17 protein-coding genes and 1 rRNA gene are annotated in these 19,235 nt (G+C 62.5%); 17 read left to right on the plus strand and 1 reads right to left on the minus strand.

From position 1 onward, the window contains the following. Positions 1–304: 304 nt before the first annotated feature. The 4 genes from PLZ73_11140 to PLZ73_11155 all read left to right on the plus strand — a co-directional run bounded on the left by PLZ73_11140 (position 305) and on the right by PLZ73_11155 (position 4,183). Positions 305–1,837: a YifB family Mg chelatase-like AAA ATPase gene (locus tag PLZ73_11140; GenBank protein ID HOO78428.1), complete on the plus strand. Its 1,533-nt coding sequence runs from the start codon at positions 305–307 to the stop codon at positions 1,835–1,837. A gap of 164 nt (positions 1,838–2,001) precedes the next feature. Then, positions 2,002–2,700 (plus strand): DNA repair protein RadC, encoded by a 699-nt coding sequence (gene radC, locus PLZ73_11145; GenBank protein ID HOO78429.1) that lies wholly within the window; start codon positions 2,002–2,004, stop codon positions 2,698–2,700. Next, positions 2,697–3,410 carry a hypothetical protein gene (locus PLZ73_11150; GenBank protein HOO78430.1) on the plus strand — a complete coding sequence of 238 codons (714 nt, stop codon included), beginning with the start codon at positions 2,697–2,699 and terminating at the stop codon, positions 3,408–3,410. Before radC ends, PLZ73_11150 begins: the two co-directional genes overlap by 4 nt. Next, the gene (locus PLZ73_11155) at positions 3,407–4,183 is read left to right on the plus strand and encodes a hypothetical protein (protein HOO78431.1); all 777 of its coding nucleotides are present in this window, start codon (positions 3,407–3,409) and stop codon (positions 4,181–4,183) included. The genes PLZ73_11150 and PLZ73_11155 overlap by 4 nt, the downstream gene beginning before the upstream one ends. Positions 4,184–4,192: 9 nt before the next feature. On the opposite strand, the gene PLZ73_11160 is transcribed toward PLZ73_11155, so the two are convergent. After that, a complete protein-coding gene (locus PLZ73_11160) occupies positions 4,193–6,484 on the minus strand; it encodes a tetratricopeptide repeat protein (GenBank protein ID HOO78432.1) in 2,292 nt (763 codons plus the stop codon). 136 nt (positions 6,485–6,620) lie between these two features. Here PLZ73_11160 and PLZ73_11165 point away from each other — a divergent pair, with 136 nt between their 5' ends. The 13 genes from PLZ73_11165 to PLZ73_11225 all read left to right on the plus strand — a co-directional run. Beyond that, the gene (locus PLZ73_11165) at positions 6,621–6,791 is read left to right on the plus strand and encodes a hypothetical protein (protein ID HOO78433.1); all 171 of its coding nucleotides are present in this window, start codon (positions 6,621–6,623) and stop codon (positions 6,789–6,791) included. Positions 6,792–6,797: 6 nt separating this feature from the next. Then, a complete protein-coding gene (locus PLZ73_11170) occupies positions 6,798–7,460 on the plus strand; it encodes an MBL fold metallo-hydrolase (GenBank protein HOO78434.1) in 663 nt (220 codons plus the stop codon). Continuing rightward, positions 7,457–8,386, plus strand: a complete 930-nt coding sequence (xerD, locus tag PLZ73_11175; protein HOO78435.1) for a site-specific tyrosine recombinase XerD — start codon at positions 7,457–7,459, stop codon at positions 8,384–8,386. Before PLZ73_11170 ends, xerD begins: the two co-directional genes overlap by 4 nt. Before the next feature lie 348 nt (positions 8,387–8,734). Next, positions 8,735–9,652 carry a response regulator gene (locus PLZ73_11180; GenBank protein HOO78436.1) on the plus strand — a complete coding sequence of 306 codons (918 nt, stop codon included), beginning with the start codon at positions 8,735–8,737 and terminating at the stop codon, positions 9,650–9,652. Positions 9,653–9,717: 65 nt separating this feature from the next. Continuing rightward, on the plus strand, positions 9,718–11,007 hold the full coding sequence (locus tag PLZ73_11185) for a hypothetical protein (protein HOO78437.1): 1,290 nt from the start codon (positions 9,718–9,720) through the stop codon (positions 11,005–11,007). 131 nt (positions 11,008–11,138) lie between these two features. Then, positions 11,139–12,122: a tryptophan--tRNA ligase gene (gene trpS / locus PLZ73_11190; GenBank protein ID HOO78438.1), complete on the plus strand. Its 984-nt coding sequence runs from the start codon at positions 11,139–11,141 to the stop codon at positions 12,120–12,122. Then, entirely contained in the window at positions 12,116–12,883 is a 768-nt protein-coding gene (locus tag PLZ73_11195; protein ID HOO78439.1) for a segregation/condensation protein A, read from the plus strand. Before trpS ends, PLZ73_11195 begins: the two co-directional genes overlap by 7 nt. Continuing rightward, complete coding sequence (gene scpB, locus PLZ73_11200) at positions 12,880–13,590, plus strand: SMC-Scp complex subunit ScpB (GenBank protein HOO78440.1); 711 nt, start codon at positions 12,880–12,882, stop codon at positions 13,588–13,590. Before PLZ73_11195 ends, scpB begins: the two co-directional genes overlap by 4 nt. Beyond that, the gene (hisC, locus tag PLZ73_11205; GenBank protein HOO78441.1) at positions 13,577–14,692 is read left to right on the plus strand and encodes a histidinol-phosphate transaminase; all 1,116 of its coding nucleotides are present in this window, start codon (positions 13,577–13,579) and stop codon (positions 14,690–14,692) included. Before scpB ends, hisC begins: the two co-directional genes overlap by 14 nt. An 18-nt stretch (positions 14,693–14,710) precedes the next feature. Then, positions 14,711–15,397 (plus strand): (d)CMP kinase, encoded by a 687-nt coding sequence (gene cmk, locus PLZ73_11210; protein HOO78442.1) that lies wholly within the window; start codon positions 14,711–14,713, stop codon positions 15,395–15,397. Positions 15,398–15,501: 104 nt separating this feature from the next. Beyond that, positions 15,502–17,268 carry a 30S ribosomal protein S1 gene (gene rpsA, locus PLZ73_11215; GenBank protein ID HOO78443.1) on the plus strand — a complete coding sequence of 589 codons (1,767 nt, stop codon included), beginning with the start codon at positions 15,502–15,504 and terminating at the stop codon, positions 17,266–17,268. A gap of 24 nt (positions 17,269–17,292) precedes the next feature. Beyond that, on the plus strand, positions 17,293–18,564 hold the full coding sequence (tyrS, locus tag PLZ73_11220; protein HOO78444.1) for a tyrosine--tRNA ligase: 1,272 nt from the start codon (positions 17,293–17,295) through the stop codon (positions 18,562–18,564). Positions 18,565–18,846: 282 nt separating this feature from the next. After that, positions 18,847–19,235, plus strand: a 16S ribosomal RNA gene (locus tag PLZ73_11225); the annotation flags it as partial.

The following is a 19,235-nucleotide window of genomic DNA, read 5'->3' on the forward strand; positions in this document are numbered from 1 at the left end:
GGGAAGTGTTACCTATGTGTTGAACCTAAAGTGTCACCTATGTCTTGATCGCTCCCTTCCCCCTGAACCCCGAACCCTGAACCCTGAATCCTGAACCCTGAACCCTGAACCCTGAACCCTGAACCCCGAACCCTGAACCCCCTCTTCCCCCCCCTCTGTCCCCTCTGGGGTTGATTTCTTCTTTCGTCATCGTCCGCGGTCTGACGCCGGCAAAAAAATCGGAATGAATCGTCCCCCCGCCCGACTGTTTGAGTGAGAGGGAAATTATTCGGCGGTCGGACGTTTTCGGAGCGGGAGGTGCGAGATGCTGGCGAAAGTGTTTTCGGCGGGGCTGGAGGGGATCGACGGCTATCCGGTGGAGATCGAGGTGGACGTGCGCAAGGGGCTGCCCGCCGAGGTCGTGGTCGGGCTTCCCGACCTCGCGGTCAAGGAGAGCAAGGACCGGGTCCAATCGGCCATGCTCAACTCCGGGTTCGGCTACCCCGACGACCGCATCACCGTCAACCTCGCCCCCGCCGACGTCAGGAAGGAAGGACCTTTCTTCGACCTGCCCATCGCCCTCGGGGTCCTGGCCGCCAGCGGCCAACTGTCGTGCTCCGACCTGGGGGACGCCTTCATCATGGGGGAGCTGGCTCTGACCGGGGGAATCCGCCCCCTGCGGGGCCTGCTGTCGGTGGCGCTGATGGCCCGTCGACAGGGGTGCCGGCGGCTGCTCGTTCCCCGGCAGAACGCCTCCGAGGCGGCTTTGGTCGAGGGACTCGATGTCCGGGGGGTGGAAAGTTTGGCCGAAGCCGTGGCTTTTCTGGAGGGGCGGACCGAGGTCGCCCCGGCCGCGGTCGACCGCGGCGGGCTCTTTCGCGCCGGGGCCGCCTACCCGGTCGATCTGGACGAGGTCAAGGGGCAGGCTCACGCCAAGCGGGCCCTGGAGATCGCCGTGGCCGGCGGCCATAACCTGCTGATGATCGGCCCACCGGGGGCGGGGAAATCGATGCTGGCCAAGCGGATCCCCACCATCCTTCCGGAGATGAGCATGGAGGAGGCGCTGGAGACCACCAGGATCCATTCCAGCGTCGGCCGGATAACCCCCGGCTGTCCCCTGGTCTCCGGCCGGCCTTTTTTCAGCCCCCACCACTCCATCTCCGACATCGGCCTGATCGGGGGCGGCGCCAGAATCCGGCCCGGCGTGGTCAGTCTCGCCCACAACGGGGTTCTCTTCCTCGACGAACTCCCCGAGTTCAAGCGCAGCGTCCTGGAGGTGCTGCGCCAGCCGCTCGAGGACGGGGAAGTCACCATCAGCCGGGCCGCCGGGTCGGTGACGTATCCGGCGGCGTTCATGCTGGTGGCGGCGATGAATCCATGCCCCTGCGGGTATTTTACCGATCCCCGCCGGGAATGCCGCTGCGGCCCAGGGAGGATCAGGAAGTACATGTCCCGGGTATCGGGCCCGCTTCTGGATCGGATCGACCTGCATGTCGACGTTCCCCGGATAACGTATGGGGACATGGTTTCTCCGCGCCCCGCGGAAAGTTCGGCCGCGGTTCGGGAGCGTGTCCGGAAAGCCCGGGCCCTTCAGGCGGGGCGTTTCGCCGGAACCGGAAGCTGCGTCAACGCCCGGATGGGGGCGAAAGCGCTGCGGAAGTTCGCCCGCCCCGACCGAGAGGGGCGGGAACTTCTGCGCCGGGCCATGGAGGAACTGGGGTTTTCGGCCCGGGGCCACGACCGGGTTCTGAAAGTAGCCAGAACCATCGCCGATCTCGGAGGGGAGCCGGAGGTCGGCGCCGGGCACGTGGCCGAAGCCATCCAGTACCGGAGCCTGGATCGTGAATCCTGGCTTTAGCCTTTGTCGCGCCGGTCGCGGCCGATACGGCGCTGGCGGCTCGGCCGGGAAGAAGCTATACTCGGATCGGTACGGACCGCGGGGGAGCGGCTCTCGGGAGGAGTGGCCCCCCGAAACCGGGACCGTGGTTTCGGGGCTGTGGCCCCGGGGGAAAGGGAGGAAGCATGGGCGCCGACAACGATCCGCGCCGCGGCCATCGCCGCCGGCTCCGGGAGAGGTTTCTCAAGGGGGGGCTGGACGGTTTTCACGATTACGAAATCCTCGAGCTCCTCCTGACTCTGGCCACCCCCCGCCGGGACTGCAAAGCGACCGCTCGTCTGCTCCTGCGGCGGTTCGGATCGCTTCGGGCGGTTCTCGATGCGTCGCCCGAGGAACTGCGGCAGGTCTCCGGAGTGGGGGAGATCAACGTTTTCGGTCTGCGTCTGCCGCGGGCCCTGGCCGGCCGGTACCTGGAAGAACAGGCTCGGGCCGCATGCGGCTTCGGGCGTACGGGGTCCCCTCATGAAGTCGTCGAGTACCTTCGCCAGGAATTCGGGAGTCTTCCCCGGGAACGATTCGTGGTATTGTACCTGGATTCGTCCAACCGGGTTAAGGAGAGGGAAGTGTTGTTCGAGGGAACCATCGATCAAGCCGCGGTCTATCCCCGGGAAGTGGCGGCGGCCGCGCTCCGCAAGGGAGCCGGGCGCCTGGTCCTCGTCCACAACCACCCGGGGGGCTCGCTGCGCCCGAGCCGCGACGATCTGGCTCTGACCGAGAAACTGACGGCCGCCTGCCGATTGCTCGACATCGAGGTGCTCGACCACCTGATCGTCACCGAATGCGGATATTACAGCATGAAAGAGCATGGGGAGATCGGAAGATGATGCCGTTACGGGTACTGTTGGCGGCGGCCGCGGTCTGGACCGCGGGCGCTCCCGCCGCCCGGGCGTGCCTTATCTGCGAAGCTTCCACGCATAAAAGCGAGGACGAACTGCGGGCGCGGATCCAGGAGCACGGGAGGGAGATGATTCCCGAACTCCGTTCCATGGTGGCCTGTCGGCACGCCGAACACCGGATGGCCAAGATCCTGGCTATCGATACCTTGGCCGGTTTCGAGGATCGGGAGTCGATTCCCGAGTTTCGCCGGCTGGTTTTGGAACTGCTGGATCCCGCTTCTCCCTCGACGTTCGGGCCCTTTGCCGTCGAGGCCGAAATCAGAGGCGCCGCCGCCCGGGCCCTGGGCGAACTGGAGGTGACGGGAGTCGGGGATCTCGTCTGGGAAGCCCGGGACCGGCTCCCTCCGGTCCGTGAGGCCGAACTCCCCCGGATCTTCAAGGAACTGCGGGAACCGGAGAGCATGGAGCGGTTGGAAAGCCTGCTCTGGCATACCAGGAACCGCCAGACCGCGTTTCAAGTGATCATCCAGTTCCGGGAAATCGGGCGCCGGGCCCAGATCCCGCCGGTTCGGGCCCGGCTCGACAGCTGGGAGGAAGAACTCGCCCGCCTTAAACAGAGCGGGGGCGACGACTACACCCTGGGGCGGATGGTCCGCTATACCGGTCAGGTGCTGGCGGTCATGGAAGGGCGGCGATGATCCCGGGCTTTCTTTCGGCGAAAGTCCGGGTCGCCGGTGGCTGCTTTTCGCTCGCGCTCTGCCTCCTGGGCGCCCTGGCCGGGTCCGCTCGTCCGTGCCTGCTCCACGACCCCAATGCGGATAAAGAGGCGGCGGCGTTGCGCGACTTCGTCGGCAAGGAGGGGAGAGCCGCCATACCTCGTCTCCGGGAAGTGCTGCAGGCGGGTCGGCACGACCACCCCCATGAGCAACAGGCGGAGCGGCACGACCACGGCCACGAGCAACAGTTGGTGGCGATCAGGGCCTTGGCCGAAATGGGGGACACGGATTCGATTCCCGCCTTCAAGGCCATCGTGTTGGAATTGGTCGATCCCGCCGCGCCCGGTCCGTTCGGTCCCTGGATTCCGGAAGCCGAACTCCGGGCGGCCGCCGCCCACGCCTTGAGTTCCCTGGAAGTCGGGGGCCTGAACGAGCGGTTGGGGCGGGAATGGAAAAGCCTTCCGCTGGATCGCCGGCGGGAACTGCCGCGCGTGATCGGGGAACTGAGGGAGGGAAGCGTGTCTCTGCTGGAAGCCATGGTCAGGGAAGGGAGCGACCGGGAGACGGTTTTTCAGGCGGTGGTACAGCTTCGGCACCTGGGATGCCGCGAGCAGATCGGCGTACTCGACGAACGCCTGTCCATATGGGAAGAGGAATACGGTCGTCTCCGCCAGGGCGGCGGCAGCGACCTTTACTTCGAACGGCAGATCGACTATCTCCGCAAGACCGTCCAGGGGTTGTCCGGCCGGCGGTAGCCGGGCCGGTCATTGTCGGTTCCGGTCCCCCGTTACGGATTCCAGCGCCTGTTCCCGCCGGGCGGGATCGCGGATCTCTGCGGCGGTTTCCCGTGCTTCCTCCCGGCGCCCGTCTTCGCCCAGCAGCCGGGATAGATTATAGCGGCAGGCGTCCGCGTATTCGGGGTACTGAAGAGCACAGGAAGCGTAAAGTTCCATGGCTTCGGCCCTCCGGTCGGTCCGGGCCAGGCATCCGGCCAGGGCGATCCGGGCTTCGGGATAGGTGGAGTCGCCGTCGGCGACTCGGCGGAAATATTCGGCGGCCGCTTCGAATCGGCCGCGCTGCAGGAGGATGGTGCCGGCCCGGGTGGCTCCTTCCCCGGTCAGATCTTTCCGTTCGGCGGCGCGCTCGTAAGCTGCCAGGGCTTCTCCGTCACGGCCTTCCTGAAGAAGGATATCTCCCAGGGTTTCCCATCCTCGGGAGAGCGACGGATCCTCCGCCAGGGCTCGGGACGCTTCTATTCCGGCCCGATCCGGGTGACCCTGTTTCCAGAGAAGATGGGCCCAGAGGAGCCTGGTCTTGGCATCGTCGGGTTCTTCCTCCAGAACGCGCCGGCACCAGCGCCGGGCTTTTTCGGTGTCGTCGTTCAGGGCGAAGGCCAGGGCGACGGCCGACCCCGCGGTGGGGGAATCCGGATGTTCTTCGGCGGCTTTGGTAAGGAAGGGAAGGGCCTCACGGGGGAGTTCCAGCCGCAACAGCAAGCGACCCACGGCGTACGCTTCCCGGGCGGGGAGACGCGCCGGATCGGGCCGATCGTTTTTTCCCGCCTCGGCCAGCGCGCCGGCGCCGGGGAAGGCGCGCTCGAGAAAAACGGCGGCGTTGGCGTCGTAAGCGGCCAGGAGCCAATCCGGGGAGTGGTTGAGCCATGCCAGCAGCGCGTAGTTGGAGGGGTTGGCGTGATCGACCAGGGCCGCTCTGAAATTCCAGGAGCGGGCGACTTCGGGAAATCGCTCCGGTTCCAGCAGGAGACGGTTGTACCCCAGGAGAAATTCCGGGCCGTACACATCGAGTCTTCCGTCGACGAAGACGGGTTCGCCCAGGCGCCAGGCCAGGTAGGCCCCGGTGCTGAAGGTGTTGAAAAATCTGACGCCCGGAAGGTTGGCGCGCATGAACGCCGCGGCGCGTAGGGGGTAGGCGGTCGGGCTCAGTCCGAAGCCGGGCCCGCGGTGGAATTCGGAGCCGTAGGGATCGGAGACGAAACGGGGGAGGAAGTACCCCCAGACCGCCGCCGCGGCTACGGCTCCGAAGAAAACCGCCCTGACCGCCGTCTGCGGGCCGCGGGCGAGCGGGCCGCCGCCGAGAGCGCGGGCAACGGGGATGGGGGCCGCGATCAGAAGGAAGAAGATGTTCCTGGTCGAACGGACCCCCAGGACGGCCAGCCCGGCGAAGAGGAGCACCTCGGGCCAGCGCGCCGCCCGCGGTTTGGACAGAAACGCCGCGGCCACCAGCAGTATCGCCGTCGGGAAAGCCCACTGGGAAAACGACCAGCTTCCGGGGTCGACGGCAAAAAAAGGCTGCCAGGAATAAATGAAATTCTTCAGAAAACCGGTGTTGCCGGAATAGAAGAACGCTCTGATCCCGTGGGGATTGATCAAGCATGCGGCTCCCCCGGCCAGCGCCCACCCCAGCACCGTCCGCGCATCCTTCCAGGATTGTTTCCCGGCCCATGCCTCCAGTCCCGTCCCCAGGGTCCAGGCGCCGAGGATGAAAAGCCCGATGGTGAAGGCCCCGTGAACGTTGGCCCAGAAGAGCATCAGCGGAGGAATCCATAACCGCGAACGTCCTTCCTTTTCCAGGATGAAGAGGAGCCAGGCCATGCCCAGGTAGGTAAAAAGTTCCGGCCGTAGAAAAAACCTCCCCGCGGCCGCGGCGGCGGCCGCCAGCGTCAACAACCCGGCGGCTGCCGGGAGCAGGAACCTGCGGCAGGACAGGTAAATGCCGATAAAGGCCAGGGACAGCAACGCCCAGCGGACCAGGTAAAGACCGGGTAACCCCCCTCGGGAGGCGAGGGCGAAGACCGCTTCGGCCCCCCAGGAATGATCGTGCCAGGGTGCCCCGGCCCGGGTGTAGGAAAAGGGATCGACGTCGGGGACGCGGCCGGTTTCCAATATCCGGTCGCCGGCGGCCACGTGCAACCAGAAGTCGGGGTCGCTGACCTGCCGCCACGACAAGATCCATACGATCGCAGCCAGGGCGGCGCCGACCAGCCAACCGAACCGCGAAGGTCGTCCGTTCGGCCTAGATGCTTGCGGTCCGATCATGGCCGTGATTATACATGGCCGGCCCGCCCGGGTAAGGGAAAAGGTCCCCCGCGGGAGCGCGTGTTTCCTATTTTCGGAGTTTCCGTCCGTCGGCGTGCTTGTCCGCCTTATCCCGGAAGTGGTAGACTCCACCATTATGGATTCTCCGAGTTGCGCCAACCACCCCGGAATCAGCGCCCGCTGGCGTTGCCCGCGCTGCGGCAAATACTGGTGCGAACGCTGTTGCCGCCCGGTCAAGGGGGTATGTAAAAGCTTTGCTTTCTGCCCGGACTGCCGCGATTTCTGCGAGCCGGTCGAGCCGGAGTGAACGGCGATGCCTCCCGAACTTCCCCGCGGCATCGTCAGAATGGAAGCCGGGCCCCTGGCGGCCAATTGTTACCTGTTCACCTGTCCGGGGACGACCGCCACGGCCGTGATCGATCCGGGAGGTGATGCGCCCGGTATCATCGATCTGATCGAGCGCTCCGGCCTGTCTCCGGTCGCGATCGTAAACACCCATGCCCACGTGGACCATATCGCCGCCAACCGGGAACTGGTCACCCGGTACGGCGTTCCGCTCGCCATCCATACCCGGGATGGCGATGCCCTGAACGACGGGGTCCGGAACTTGAGCGATTTCGGATTCGGCTCGGTCGAATCCCCGCCCGCCGACCGGGTTCTCGATGACGGGGAGTCGCTGGAAATCGGGTCCTGCCGCCTTCTGGTTATCGCCACGCCGGGTCACACCCCCGGGGGGATCTGTCTTTATTGGGAAGGCGGGGATGACGGACCCGGCGTGGTCTTCACCGGGGACACCCTCTTCGCCGGCGGCGTGGGCCGGGCCGATTTCCCGGGCGGTTCGATGTCGACCCTGTTGGCTTCGATCAGGGACAGGCTGTATGTTCTCCCCCCCCCCACCCTGGTCCTGCCCGGCCACGGTCCGGCCACGACGATAGGACGGGAACGGGCCTCGAACCCCTTCGTCCGGTATCCGTGAAGCCCCGTGCCGAAGCCTCGGCCCCTTCCCCCGAGGCCGCGCTTTTCCTCGGAGAATTCACGAACTATCTCTCGGTGGAACGGGGCCTGAGTCGGCACACGGTCGAGGCCTACGAAACCGATCTGCGCAAATTCCTCCGGTTTCTGGCCGGGAAAGGACGCGTCGAACTGAGCGCGGTTCGCCGCGACGACATCATGGACTTTCTGTTGCGCGAGAAAAAGCGGGGTCTTAAAGCTCGTTCTCTCTCCCGTGGGCTGGTGGCGGTCAGGATGTTTTTCCGGTTTCTAACCATGGAAGGATACCTCCGCGAGGACATTACCGAGGTGCTGGAGTCGCCCCACCTCTGGCAAGAGCTTCCCAAGGTGCTTTCTCCCGCGGAAGTCGAATCGCTCTTGACTCAGCCGTTTCCCGACGACCGCTACGGTCACCGCGACCGGGCCATGCTCGAAACCCTGTACGCCACCGGGCTGCGGGCGTCGGAACTGGTCACCCTTACGGTCGATCACGTCAACCTCGATTCCGGTTTCATCCGGTGTCTGGGCAAAGGGTCCAAGGAGAGGATCGTCCCGGTCGGCGCCGCCGCCCGTCAAGCGCTGGAAACGTATCTGGAACGGAGCCGCCCTTTGTTCCTCCGGGGCGGGGAGGACTCCGGGGTGTTGTTTCTGGGGCGTGGAGGAAAGGGTCTGAGCCGCGCCCGTTTGTGGGGGATCGTCAAATCCTGGGTTTCCCGGGCCGGAATCAGAAAGGAAGTCAGTCCCCATACGTTGCGGCACTCCTTCGCCACCCACCTTCTCGGCCGGGGAGCCGACCTGCGGTCGATTCAGGAGATGCTCGGGCATTCCAACATCAGCACTACGCAGGTGTATACCCACGTCGACCGGGAAAGGCTCAAGGAAGTCCATCGCCGCTTTCATCCGCGGGGGTGAAGACGGGGAGGTTTGCGCTTCTTTTGATTGCCACCCCGGGCGGAAAAGGCACATGACTCCTCCCGAATCTATTGACTTGGCCGGCTTTTCGAAGGCCGTTCCACCGGGGAAAATACAATTGTCCGTCAGCGGCCTCTTCCCGCGGTCGGGGATACGAAGACTGCAACCTCTTGCAGTTAAATTAATTATGACGTTACACCCGTCTTCGGGACCCGGACCCGTTGTCATGTCCGGGAAAATATTTACTTTTTTGGTATTGCGTCATGTAAAGGATTAAATTATTATATAGTCACAATAATAGTTTATCCGTGTCGAAGCAGCTGCGAGCGGTTCGAATAGGAGGATCCGATGCTGGCGAAAAAGATATTGGTAATCGACGACGAACAGGATATCCGGGACGTTCTCTCGGAATATTTCAACCTTAAGGGATTTCTGGTGGAGGCGGTCTCCGACGGCAAGGAAGGATTGAAGCGGATGGAGGAGTTTACTCCCAATATCATTCTTCTCGATTACGCCATGCCCCGGGCCACCGGATTGGATCTCTTCCCCAAGTTCCGGGAGATGTTTCCGTACGTCAAGGTCGTGGTCATCACCGGGCGCGGGACGGAAGCGGTGGCCGTGCGGGCCTTGAAGATGGGGATCGACGATTACATCACCAAGCCCTTCGATCTCGATGTGGTGGGCCGGGCCGTCGATTATTACCTGCGCAAGCAGCTGGAGGAGCTGGTCGCCCTCAACCGCAAATACATCTATCCCCTGGATACCGACGAAATTCTCAACCGCTACGAGTATATACGTCTCGTGCACGAACGGCCGGATCTGGGGGTCAAGACGATCAGCAATTTCTTCACGTTCTCCCGCCAGGATTTCTACAACTACCTCGGCCGCCTGAAAAAATGGGGGGCATACGGGCTCTTCGGCGAACGGGAACTGAAAACCTACTGCCAGAGGTTCAAGGAGACGCGCCTGAAGGAGCGGGTTCAGATTCCCTTCAAACCGCTTCTGGGGGAGGGGACAAAGAGACAGGGTCGCAAGAGCTACCGGCTGGAAAATTTCATCAACGCCGCCGATCCCATTCAGATGAAACTGGAAATGCTCCGGGAGGCCGCCACCCAGAAAACTCCCCATATCGGCAAAATCTGCAACCGGTTCGGGATCACCAGGGAAGCGTTTTATCAAACCTACCGCGCTTTCCAGGAAAAGGGAGTTTTCGGCCTGCTTCCGCGCCGTAAAGGGCGTCCGCGCAAGGACGATTCCGAAGAGTAACCACCGAGAAGGGAGCCGGGTTCGGCCGCTCCGGGCGCCGGCCCCGTCTCCTCCGGAATATGTCTATGAGCGGGCAAAGGGCAAATCTCGCTCCGGAAGCGGAGCGCATTCTTCCCCGGCGCCTCATGGAGATCCTGCGCTCGGCGGGAGAATTCGCCGCCGCCCGGGGCTGGAGAGCGTACGCGGTCGGAGGGATGGTTCGGGACCTTCTTCTGGGAATCCCCTCCGTCGATCTCGATATTCTGGTCGAGGAGCACGGACTGGAGTTTGCCCGACAGTGGAGCGCCTCCCGGAAGGGGAAGGTCAAACTCTACCGTCGCTTCGCCACCGCCATGGTCGTTACCCGGGGCTGTAAAGTCGATATCACCACCACCCGCGGCGAGCGCTACCCCGTTCCCGGAGCGCTCCCCGAAATACTTCCGGGCAGTTTGGAAGACGATCTCCGCCGCCGCGATTTCACCATCAACGCGCTGGCGTTCTCCATCGCCCCCGGCGATTTCGGGGATTTGGTCGATGTCTGCGGCGGCCTGGTCGATCTGAAAGAAAAGACGATCCGGGTTCTGCACGAAGGGAGTTTCCGGGACGATCCCACCCGGGTGTTCCGCGCGGTCCGGTTTCAGCAGAGGCTCGGTTTTTCGCTCGATCCCGGGACCGAGATCCTGATCCGCACGGCCGTGGATGAAGGGATGTTCGACCGGGTTTCGCCGGAACGCCTCCGCCGCGAAATCGAATTGATCCTGGAGGAAGATTCCCCGCACCGTGCGGTTGAAGCCATGGCCGGATACGACGAATTGAGATTCATCCACCCGCGGTTGCGTTTTACTCCCACCTTGCTCGACGCCCTGCGCCGGCTGGAGCGGGAAGAGGCGTGGCACCGGAATCTGTTCCCCGGCAGGGAAATGTCCCGGTGGAGAATTTTCTTCGGCGGTCTGGTATGGGAACTCGCCCTCGTCGATCTTGAAGCCGCCGTCCGTAGGTTCAACCTGGCCGACGGGTTCCGCTTGGGCCTGCTTCGGGGCCGCGGCCTCTCCGCGGAGCTTTCCTCCGGGGAAGATTGGTCTCCCAGCCGTCTGAGCGTGCGTTTGGACCGGCTCCCGCCGGAAGTGATCTTGATTCTGGCTTCGCGCCACCCGGCACGGGAAGAGATGATCCGCCGTTATCTGGCGGAATGGCGGGAGCTCCGGCCTGCCCTGGACGGAGCCGCGCTCCGGGCTCTCGGGGTTCCGCCGGGCCCGGCGATGGGGGAGATGCTGGCGGAGCTGCGGGCCGCCAGACTGGACGGCCGGGTGGCCGATGCCGCCGGGGAAGAGGCTCTGGCCAGGAATCTGATTGACCGCGGGAGCCGCCCCTGTTAGTAACCTATCCCGGGTTTTCAAGGGCGGACGCCCCGATCGAGCCGGCGGTTCTCCCTCGGTCGGCGCCGTTCGCCGCGAGGGTAGGTCTCGCGCCCCACGAGCGGTCGGCCGCGGAAGCGAAAGGTTGAGCGATGGACGTCGTCAAAAAAAGAGTGTTGAGCGGTATGCGCCCCACCGGTCCCCTTCATCTGGGGCACCTGCTGGGCGCTCTGGAAAACTGGGTCAGGCTTCAGGACGAATACGAATGTTATTATATGGTGGCCGACTGGCATGCCCTGATGAGCGAATACGCGGAACCCGCCCCCATCGGCGGTTTTGTCCGGGAGATCGTGGCCGATTGGCTGGCGGTGGGTCTCGACCCCGCCCGGAGCACGATTTTTCTGCAGTCCGATGTCCCCGAACACGCCGAACTGCACCTTGTCTTTTCCATGGTGACGCCGCTGCCCTGGCTGGAACGTTGCCCGACCTATAAGGAACAGCTGCAGGAAGTCAAAGGGCGGGATTTGATGACCTATGGTTTTTTGGGATACCCGGTGCTGCAGGCGGCGGATATTCTCGTCTACCGGGCCGAGTACGTCCCGGTCGGGAAAGATCAGCTCCCGCACCTGGAGCTGACCCGTGAAATCGCGCGAAGGTTCAATAACTTCACCCGCCCGATATTTCCCGAACCTCGGGCCCTGCTGACCCCGGCCCCCAAGCTCCTGGGTTTGGATAACAGGAAAATGTCGAAAAGCTACGACAACTATATCTCCCTCTCCGATGACCCCGATGTCGTTCGCAACAAAGTGCGTTCGATGATCACCGATCCCCGCCGGATCCGGCTCGCCGATCCCGGCCACCCCGATGTCTGCACGGTGTTTGCCTATCGCGGCCTCTTTCAGGCCGACCGGATCGAGGAGATCGAATCGGCTTGCCGGGAAGCGGCCGTGGGGTGTACCGCTTGCAAGGACGAGCTGAGCGGTGCCGTCAACGCCCTCCTGGACCCGATTCGCCGCCGTCGCCGGGAATGGTTGGAAGGGGATCGCATCGAACGGGTGTTGGCGGATGGCGCCGCCCGGGCCCGGGCCGCTGCCGCCGAGACCATGAAGCAGGTGCGAGGAGCCCTAGGATGGTAATGGAAGAATTCGGGCATCAGACCGTTTTGGAAATTTTCGAGGGCCCGCTCGACCTGCTTCTCTACCTGATCCGCAAGAACGAGGTGGATATCTACGATATCCCCATCCAAAAGATCACGGAGCAGTATCTGGTCTATCTGGATCTGATGAAGATGCTGGATCTGGATATCGCCGGAGAGTTCCTGGCCATGGCCGCCAACCTCATGTACATCAAGTCCCGCCTCCTCCTCCCGGAAGAAGAAAGGGCGGAGTTGGAGGAAGACGAGGACGATCCGCGGTGGGAACTGGTCAGACAGTTGTTGGAATATCGGCAGTTCAAGGGGTTGTCCGAGCGACTTCACGAAATGGAAGTAGCCCAGGAGGACTATTACACCCGGGCCGATCAGCGGCCCGATCCGACTCCCGCTTCCGAGCAACCGATCGAGGAGATCAGTATCTTCGTTCTTCTGGACGCGTTCTCCCGGGTGCTGCTCGAAGCGGACAAGCGGCTCCCGGCCGAAATGGAACCCGATTCCTTCACCCAGGAAGACGGCCGCGCCCGGGTGCTGGAACGGGTGGGAGATAAAACCAGGGTGCCTTTCATCGCTCTTTTCGCTCCGGACGAATCCCGGACACGCATCGTGGTGATCTTCCTGGCGCTTCTGCACCTGATCCAGCAGAAGATGGTGCGGGTGGTCCAGGACCGGCACTTCGGACAGATCATGATCGAGAAACTGGAAGGGGCCGTCAATCCGGTCCCGGCGGAAGAAGAGGCATCATGAACGACGACGAGCGCAGCGGCGAGGAAACCCTGAAAGAAACAGCCGCCCCGGCGGCCGCGGCCCCCGACCTTCGGGGCGTGGTGGAAGCGCTTCTCTTTGCCAGTTCCGAACCGCTTTCGTCCGCCCGGCTGGCGTCCCTGGCCTCCTGCGAAGAAGGGGAAGTTTCCCCGGGCGCGGTGACCGCGGTCATCCGCGAGTTGGAAGCGGAATACCGCGAGCTCGGCCGCGCGTTCGAGGTGACGCGCGTCGCCAACGGCTATCGGCTGCGCACCCGCCGCGAATTCGCCGGATACGTTCAGAGGATGTTCAACCCGCGCCGTTACACCCGGCTTTCCCTGGCGACGCTGGAAACGCTGGCCATCATCGCCTACAAGCAGCCCATCACCAAGCTGGAGATCGAGACCATTCGCGGAGTCGGGGTGGATGGGGTTCTCAAAACCCTCCTCGACCGGGAATTGGCCAAGGTGGTGGGCCAGAAAGAGGTGATCGGGCGCCCTTATCTGTACGGGACGGGAGAAAGGTTTCTCGAACATTTCGGACTCTCTTCCCTGCAGGATCTGCCCTTGGTCGAAGAACAGGAACCGGCCGCGCCCCGGCGTCTGTCCTCCTCCAGCGACCTGCGGGAAGCGGCCCCGGTCGAAGAAGCGGCGGCCGACGAATTTCCGGCCCGGGACCTCGACCGCCAACCGGGAGATGAGCATGATTAAGAAACTCGTCTGCAAGACCATTTTCAATATATCGCCCTACCAGCCGGGCAAGCCGATCGAAGAAGTCGCCCGGGAAATCGGGATCGAAGACGTTTCTTCGATCAGCAAACTGGCCTCCAACGAAAACCCCCTCGGTCCCTCGCCTCGGGCACTGGAGGCGATTCGGGCGAAGCTGCCCATGCTGAATCTCTATCCCGACGGCAACGGGTATTACCTGAAGCAGGCTCTGGCCGAGAAACTGGGGGTCGGGGTCGATCAATTGATTTTGGGGAACGGCTCCAACGAAATTCTCGAACTGGTTTCGCACCTGGTGGCGGGGCAGGGGAAGAAGGTGGTTTACTCGGGAACGTCGTTCGCCATTTACATGATTATGTCCCATATATTCGGGATGTCGTCCATCGAGGTTCCCATGTGCGATTTCGTCAACGACCTCGAAGGACTGGCCGCCGCCGTCACCCCGGACGTCGCCCTGCTCTTCCTCTGCAACCCCAATAACCCCACCGGGACCGCGGTCAGACCCGAGGACCTGGACGATTTTCTCCGTAGTCTTCCCCGGGAACTGGCGGTTATCCTGGACGAAGCTTATTACGAGTACCTTCCCGAAGAATGGCGGTACGACGGCATCGCGCGCCTGGGAGACCCGGCGTATCCGCACTTGATTTTATTGCGGACGTTTTCCAAGGCCTACGGGTTGGCCGGATTGCGTATCGGCTACGGAATTTCCACCCCCGAGTTTATCGATGTCCTCAACCGGGTGCGTCAGCCGTTCAACACCAACTCCCTGGCCCAGGCCGGGGCCCTGGCGGCCCTGGGAGACCAAGAACATGTGGAGAAGACCCTGCGGGTAAACCGGGAGGGGATGCTGCAGCTGGAGGAAGGTTTCCGCCGACTGGGGCTTGCTTACGTACCCACCTTCGCCAACTTCATCTTGGTCCGGGTCGGCGACGGCGACGCCGTTTTCAGGCGGTTGCTCGCCCGAGGGGTGATCGTGCGTCCCATGGGGGGGTACCGGCTTCCCGAGTATATCCGGGTGACGATCGGGCTCCCCGAGGAAAACCGCCGCTTTCTCCGGGAGCTGGCGGCGGCCTTGGAACAAACCTGACGACGTGAGGTGACTGCCATGAATCCGGACAATATCGTCATCACCATGGACGGAACGTGCGGCTCGGGGAAATCGACCATTGCCAAGCGCCTGGCCGACCGGCTGGGCATCATCTACCTCGATACCGGAGCCATGTACCGGGCGCTGACGTGGAAAGCGCTGCAATCGGGAGCGGATTTGGAGGATGAGGAAGCTCTGGCGCGCTTGGCCGAGAGGACCGAAATTCGACTGGAGCGCGGGGATGAGGGAACTCGGGTGTTCGTCGACGGCGGCGAAGTCACCCGGGAGATAAGAACTCCCGAAGTCACCAACGCCGTAAAATTCCTGGCGGACCCACCCGCGGTCCGCGAAATCCTGGTGCGGCGCCAGCGGGAGATCGGGGCCATGCGCCCGGTGGTCGCCGAGGGCCGCGACACCGGCACCGTGGTCTTCCCCGCCGCCGATTTCAAGTTTTTTATCGACGCTCCGATCGAGGTCAGGACCGATCGGCGGTACCGGGAGTTTCTGCAGAAAGGGATCAAGACCACCCGGGAAGAAGTGGAACGCGACCTGAAGGCGCGCGACCATGCCGACTATTCCCGCCCGGTCGGAGCCCTGAAGATGGCCGAAGACGGAATCCTGGTCGATACCGGCCAAACCAACGATATCCAGGCCAACCTCGAAAAACTGGTCGGGATCATCGAATCGAAGCGGGGTAAGATTTAACTTGTTGCCATCGCCGGGGGAGTGTTAGTCTCCCCGGCTTCAGCGTGGGACCTCCCTCAGGGAGAGGGGGGCGCTGCCGACACGACTCAAACCCTTGTGTGACAATGAGCGAACAGATCAACGAAACCTTACTTGAAGAAGAAGCGGCGGAAACCGCCGCCATGCTCCCGACTCCGGAAGAGATGATGACCGAGGAAGCGTTCGGGGAGATGGTCGGCCAGACCATGCAGCACCTGGACGAAGGAAAAATCGTCAAAGGCCGGGTGTACGGGCTCCGTTCCGGATGCGTCGTCATCGATATCGGTTATAAATCCGAGGGCCTGATCCCGCTTTCGGAATTCGAAGGGGAGTACGCGCTTCAGGCCGGCGACGAGGTCGAAGTGCTCCTCGAGCGTCTCGAGGACAATGACGGGATGGTCAGCATCTCCAAGTTCAAGGCCGACCGGCTCAAGCAGTGGAACGAGCTGATGTCCAACTTCGCCGAGGGCGATACCATCGAAGGGATCATAGTCCGGCAGGTCAAGGGCGGAATGATGGTCGATATCGGCATCGAAGCGTTTTTACCGGCATCCCAGATCGACATCCGTTACGTCCGCGACAAGGACGCCCTCATCGGTCAGAAGCACCTCTTCAAGATCATCAAGATCAACGACCGCCGTCGGAATATCGTGCTTTCCCGCCGCGAACTGCTGGAAGAACAGCGGGCCACCGCTCGGACCAAGCTGCTTTCCGAGATCAAGGAAGGAGAGCTTCGTCGCGGGGCGGTCAAGAACATCACCGACTTCGGGGTTTTCATCGACCTCGGCGGTTTGGACGGGTTGCTGCACATCACCGATATGACCTGGGGCCGGATAAGCCACCCCTCGGAACTGTTGGCCGTGGGCGACGAGGTCGAGGTTAAAATCCTTACCTTCGATCGCGACCGGGAGCGGGTCTCGCTGGGCTTGAAACAGAAGTCGACCAACCCCTGGTCGAAAGCCGCGGATAAATATCCCGTCGGCTCAAAATCCAAGGGCCGGGTCGTCAACATCATGCCCTACGGCGCTTTTGTGGAGTTGGAAGACGGAATCGAGGGCCTGGTCCACATTTCCGAACTGTCCTGGACCCGCAAGATCAATCATCCTTCGGATGTACTGGCCATCGGCGACATCGTCGAAGTCGCCATTCTCAAGGTGGAGCCGGAATCCGAGAAAATCTCACTGGGGATCAAACAGCTCGAGTTCAACCCTTGGTCGGTCGTCGAGGAGAAATATCCGGTCGGGACCGTGGTCCACGGACGGATCCGGAACATGACGGCCTACGGGGCTTTCATCGAACTGGAAGAAGGAATCGACGGGCTCATCCACGTCTCCGACATGTCCTGGACCAGGAAGATCAACCATCCCTCTCAGGTCCTCAAGCGCGGCGATGCCGTCGAGGCCAAGGTTTTGGCCGTCGACCCCGAAAACAAGAAGATCTCCCTCGGCCTCAAGCAGCTCATGCCCGATCCCTGGGATGAAGTCGAGAAAGCCTATGCCGTCGGGGACACGGTTTCGGGAAAGGTGACCAAGGTCGCCGGGTTCGGGGTCTTCGTCGAACTTGAAACCGGGATCGAGGGTCTGGTCCACGTTTCTCAAGTCAGCAACCGGCCCTTCGAGGATATCAAGGAAGTGATCTCGGAAGGGAGTACGGTCAAGGCGCAGGTTACCAACGTGGATAAGAACGAACGCAAGATTTCCCTCAGCATCAAGAATCTTTTGGAGGGGAAAAGCGTCAAGGACCTGGAGTCTCCGCCTCCATCGGCACAGTTGGACGACACCGATACGCGTCTGCGGGACGAACTGGAACGGCAGTTCGGTTCTCTGGGGGACATGGCCGATTCCGACAGCTGAGAGGCTCTCGCCGTTCGCGGAACGATGAAGGGTCTTTCTCCTCAGCGCCAGTTCGATATCCTTCGCCGGGGGGCGGTGCAGATCGTCCCCGAGGACGAATTCCGGCGGAAGTTGGAGGAATCGGCCTCGGCCGGGCGTCCCCTGAGGGTGAAGTACGGGGCGGACCCGTCCGCCCCCGACATTCACCTCGGTCATACCGTGCCCCTGGTGAAACTTCGGGAGTTTCAGGACCTCGGTCATCTGGTGGTCTTCATCATCGGCGATTTCACCGCCATGGTCGGCGATCCCACCGGGCGCTCCAAGACCCGGCGACAGCTTTCCCGGGAGGAGGTGGAAAGAAATTCCCGGACTTATCAGGAACAGGTGTTCAAGATCCTGGACCGGGAACGCACCGAAGTGGTCTACAACAGCGCGTGGCTTTCTCCGCTGACTTTCGCCGACATCATCGAACTCAGCGCCAAATACACCGTGGCCCGGATGCTGGAACGGGACGATTTCTCCAAGCGTTACCGGGATGGCAAGCCGATCAGCGTCCTCGAATTTCTTTACCCCTTGATGCAGGGGTACGACTCGGTGGCGGTGGAAGCGGACGTCGAGATCGGCGGAACCGACCAGACCTTCAATCTTCTGGTCGCCCGGGAGATTCAGCGCGAATACGGGCGCACCCCCCAGGCCATCCTCACGCTGCCCCTGCTCGAGGGGACCGATGGTTCCCAGAAGATGTCCAAGAGCCTGGGGAACTACGTGGGGATCGACGAAAGCCCCGCCGACATCTACGGCAAGATCATGAGCATCTCCGACGATTTGATGTGGCGCTACTACCGGCTCCTCTCCCCCCTGCCGGAGGAGGATGTGGAGGGGTTCCGCGAAGCCTGCGCCGGCGGGGCCAATCCGATGGATTTCAAGAAGCGTCTGGCTTTTGAAATCACCGCCCGTTTCGCGGGGGCCGAGTCCGCCCGGTCCGCCGAACGCCGGTTTTCCCGGATACACCAGGAAGGCCTGGATCCGGAACGGATGCCCGAGGTCAGGCTGTCGGCATCCGAGGCGGGGGAGATATCTCTGCTGGAACTGCTGGTCCGCGCCGGGCTGGTCTCCAGCCGTTCCGAGGGTCGCCGGAAGCTGGCCGAAGGGGCGGTCGGGCTTGACGGGGAAAAGCTCTCCGACCCGTCGGAGTCGCCGCTCCTGAAGGGGGGCGAAATCCTCCGTCTCGGCCGTCGCCGTTTCGTCCGGGTCGCGATCGAATCCGACCGGCGGCGGGAGGCGGAGGGAGATTCCGCCCCCCCCGAAAAAAACTGAAAATTGTTCTTGACCCCCGCACGGTCCTCGTCTATATTCCCCGACGGTTGACAGAGAACGGCGTCTCCGACGGAGAGCTGAAAAAAAAGAAAGTTTTCTGTTGACTCACGGTCAAAGCCGTGATAGATTAGCTACGATGAAGGTTAGCGGTCCTTAACAGGCAGCGCTAGAATTCGACGTTCGCAGAAAAGGTGCATCTGCGGATGCGCCGTTTTTTTGGTCTTTGACAATTTGAACAGGAAACGGGTTCGTACGGGACCCTTATTCAATCCCTTGTTCATTAAGAACGAGAGTTTGATCCTGGCTCAGAACGAACGCTGGCGGCGTGGATTAGGCATGCAAGTCGAACGAGAATCCCGTGATCTGAGATTTCGGTCAACGTGAACGGGAGGAAAGTGGCGAAAGGGTGAGTAACGCGTAAGTAACCTGCCTTCGACTGGGGAATAACATCGGGAAACCGGTGCTAATACCGCATACGGTTCCATGATGGCATCATCGTGGAATTAAAGATGTGCCTTCGGGTATGTCGGTTGAAGAGGGGCTTGCGTCCTATTAGCTTGTTGGTAGGGTAACGGCCTACCAAGGCTTTGATGGGTAGCTGGCCTGAGAGGGTGGTCAGCCACACTGGGACTGAGACACTGCCCAGACTCCTACGGGAGGCTGCAGTCGAG

It is taken from the genome of bacterium (assembly GCA_035380285.1).
Taxonomy (GTDB): domain Bacteria; phylum Auribacterota; class Erginobacteria; order Erginobacterales; family DAOSXE01; genus DAOSXE01.

Coding starts and splice junctions, on each gene's coding strand:
- PLZ73_11155 (HOO78431.1), top strand. CDS start 3,407: ATGATCCCGGGCTTTCTTTCGGCGAAAGTCCGGGTCGCCGGTGGCTGC.
- rpsA (HOO78443.1), top strand. CDS start 15,502: ATGAGCGAACAGATCAACGAAACCTTACTTGAAGAAGAAGCGGCGGAA.
- cmk (HOO78442.1), top strand. CDS start 14,711: ATGAATCCGGACAATATCGTCATCACCATGGACGGAACGTGCGGCTCG.
- PLZ73_11160 (HOO78432.1), bottom strand. CDS start 6,484: ATGATCGGACCGCAAGCATCTAGGCCGAACGGACGACCTTCGCGGTTC.
- scpB (HOO78440.1), top strand. CDS start 12,880: ATGAACGACGACGAGCGCAGCGGCGAGGAAACCCTGAAAGAAACAGCC.
- PLZ73_11140 (HOO78428.1), top strand. CDS start 305: ATGCTGGCGAAAGTGTTTTCGGCGGGGCTGGAGGGGATCGACGGCTAT.
- hisC (HOO78441.1), top strand. CDS start 13,577: ATGAGCATGATTAAGAAACTCGTCTGCAAGACCATTTTCAATATATCG.
- radC (HOO78429.1), top strand. CDS start 2,002: ATGGGCGCCGACAACGATCCGCGCCGCGGCCATCGCCGCCGGCTCCGG.
- PLZ73_11180 (HOO78436.1), top strand. CDS start 8,735: ATGCTGGCGAAAAAGATATTGGTAATCGACGACGAACAGGATATCCGG.
- trpS (HOO78438.1), top strand. CDS start 11,139: ATGGACGTCGTCAAAAAAAGAGTGTTGAGCGGTATGCGCCCCACCGGT.
- PLZ73_11185 (HOO78437.1), top strand. CDS start 9,718: ATGAGCGGGCAAAGGGCAAATCTCGCTCCGGAAGCGGAGCGCATTCTT.
- tyrS (HOO78444.1), top strand. CDS start 17,293: ATGAAGGGTCTTTCTCCTCAGCGCCAGTTCGATATCCTTCGCCGGGGG.
- PLZ73_11165 (HOO78433.1), top strand. CDS start 6,621: ATGGATTCTCCGAGTTGCGCCAACCACCCCGGAATCAGCGCCCGCTGG.
- PLZ73_11150 (HOO78430.1), top strand. CDS start 2,697: ATGATGCCGTTACGGGTACTGTTGGCGGCGGCCGCGGTCTGGACCGCG.
- PLZ73_11195 (HOO78439.1), top strand. CDS start 12,116: ATGGTAATGGAAGAATTCGGGCATCAGACCGTTTTGGAAATTTTCGAG.
- PLZ73_11170 (HOO78434.1), top strand. CDS start 6,798: ATGCCTCCCGAACTTCCCCGCGGCATCGTCAGAATGGAAGCCGGGCCC.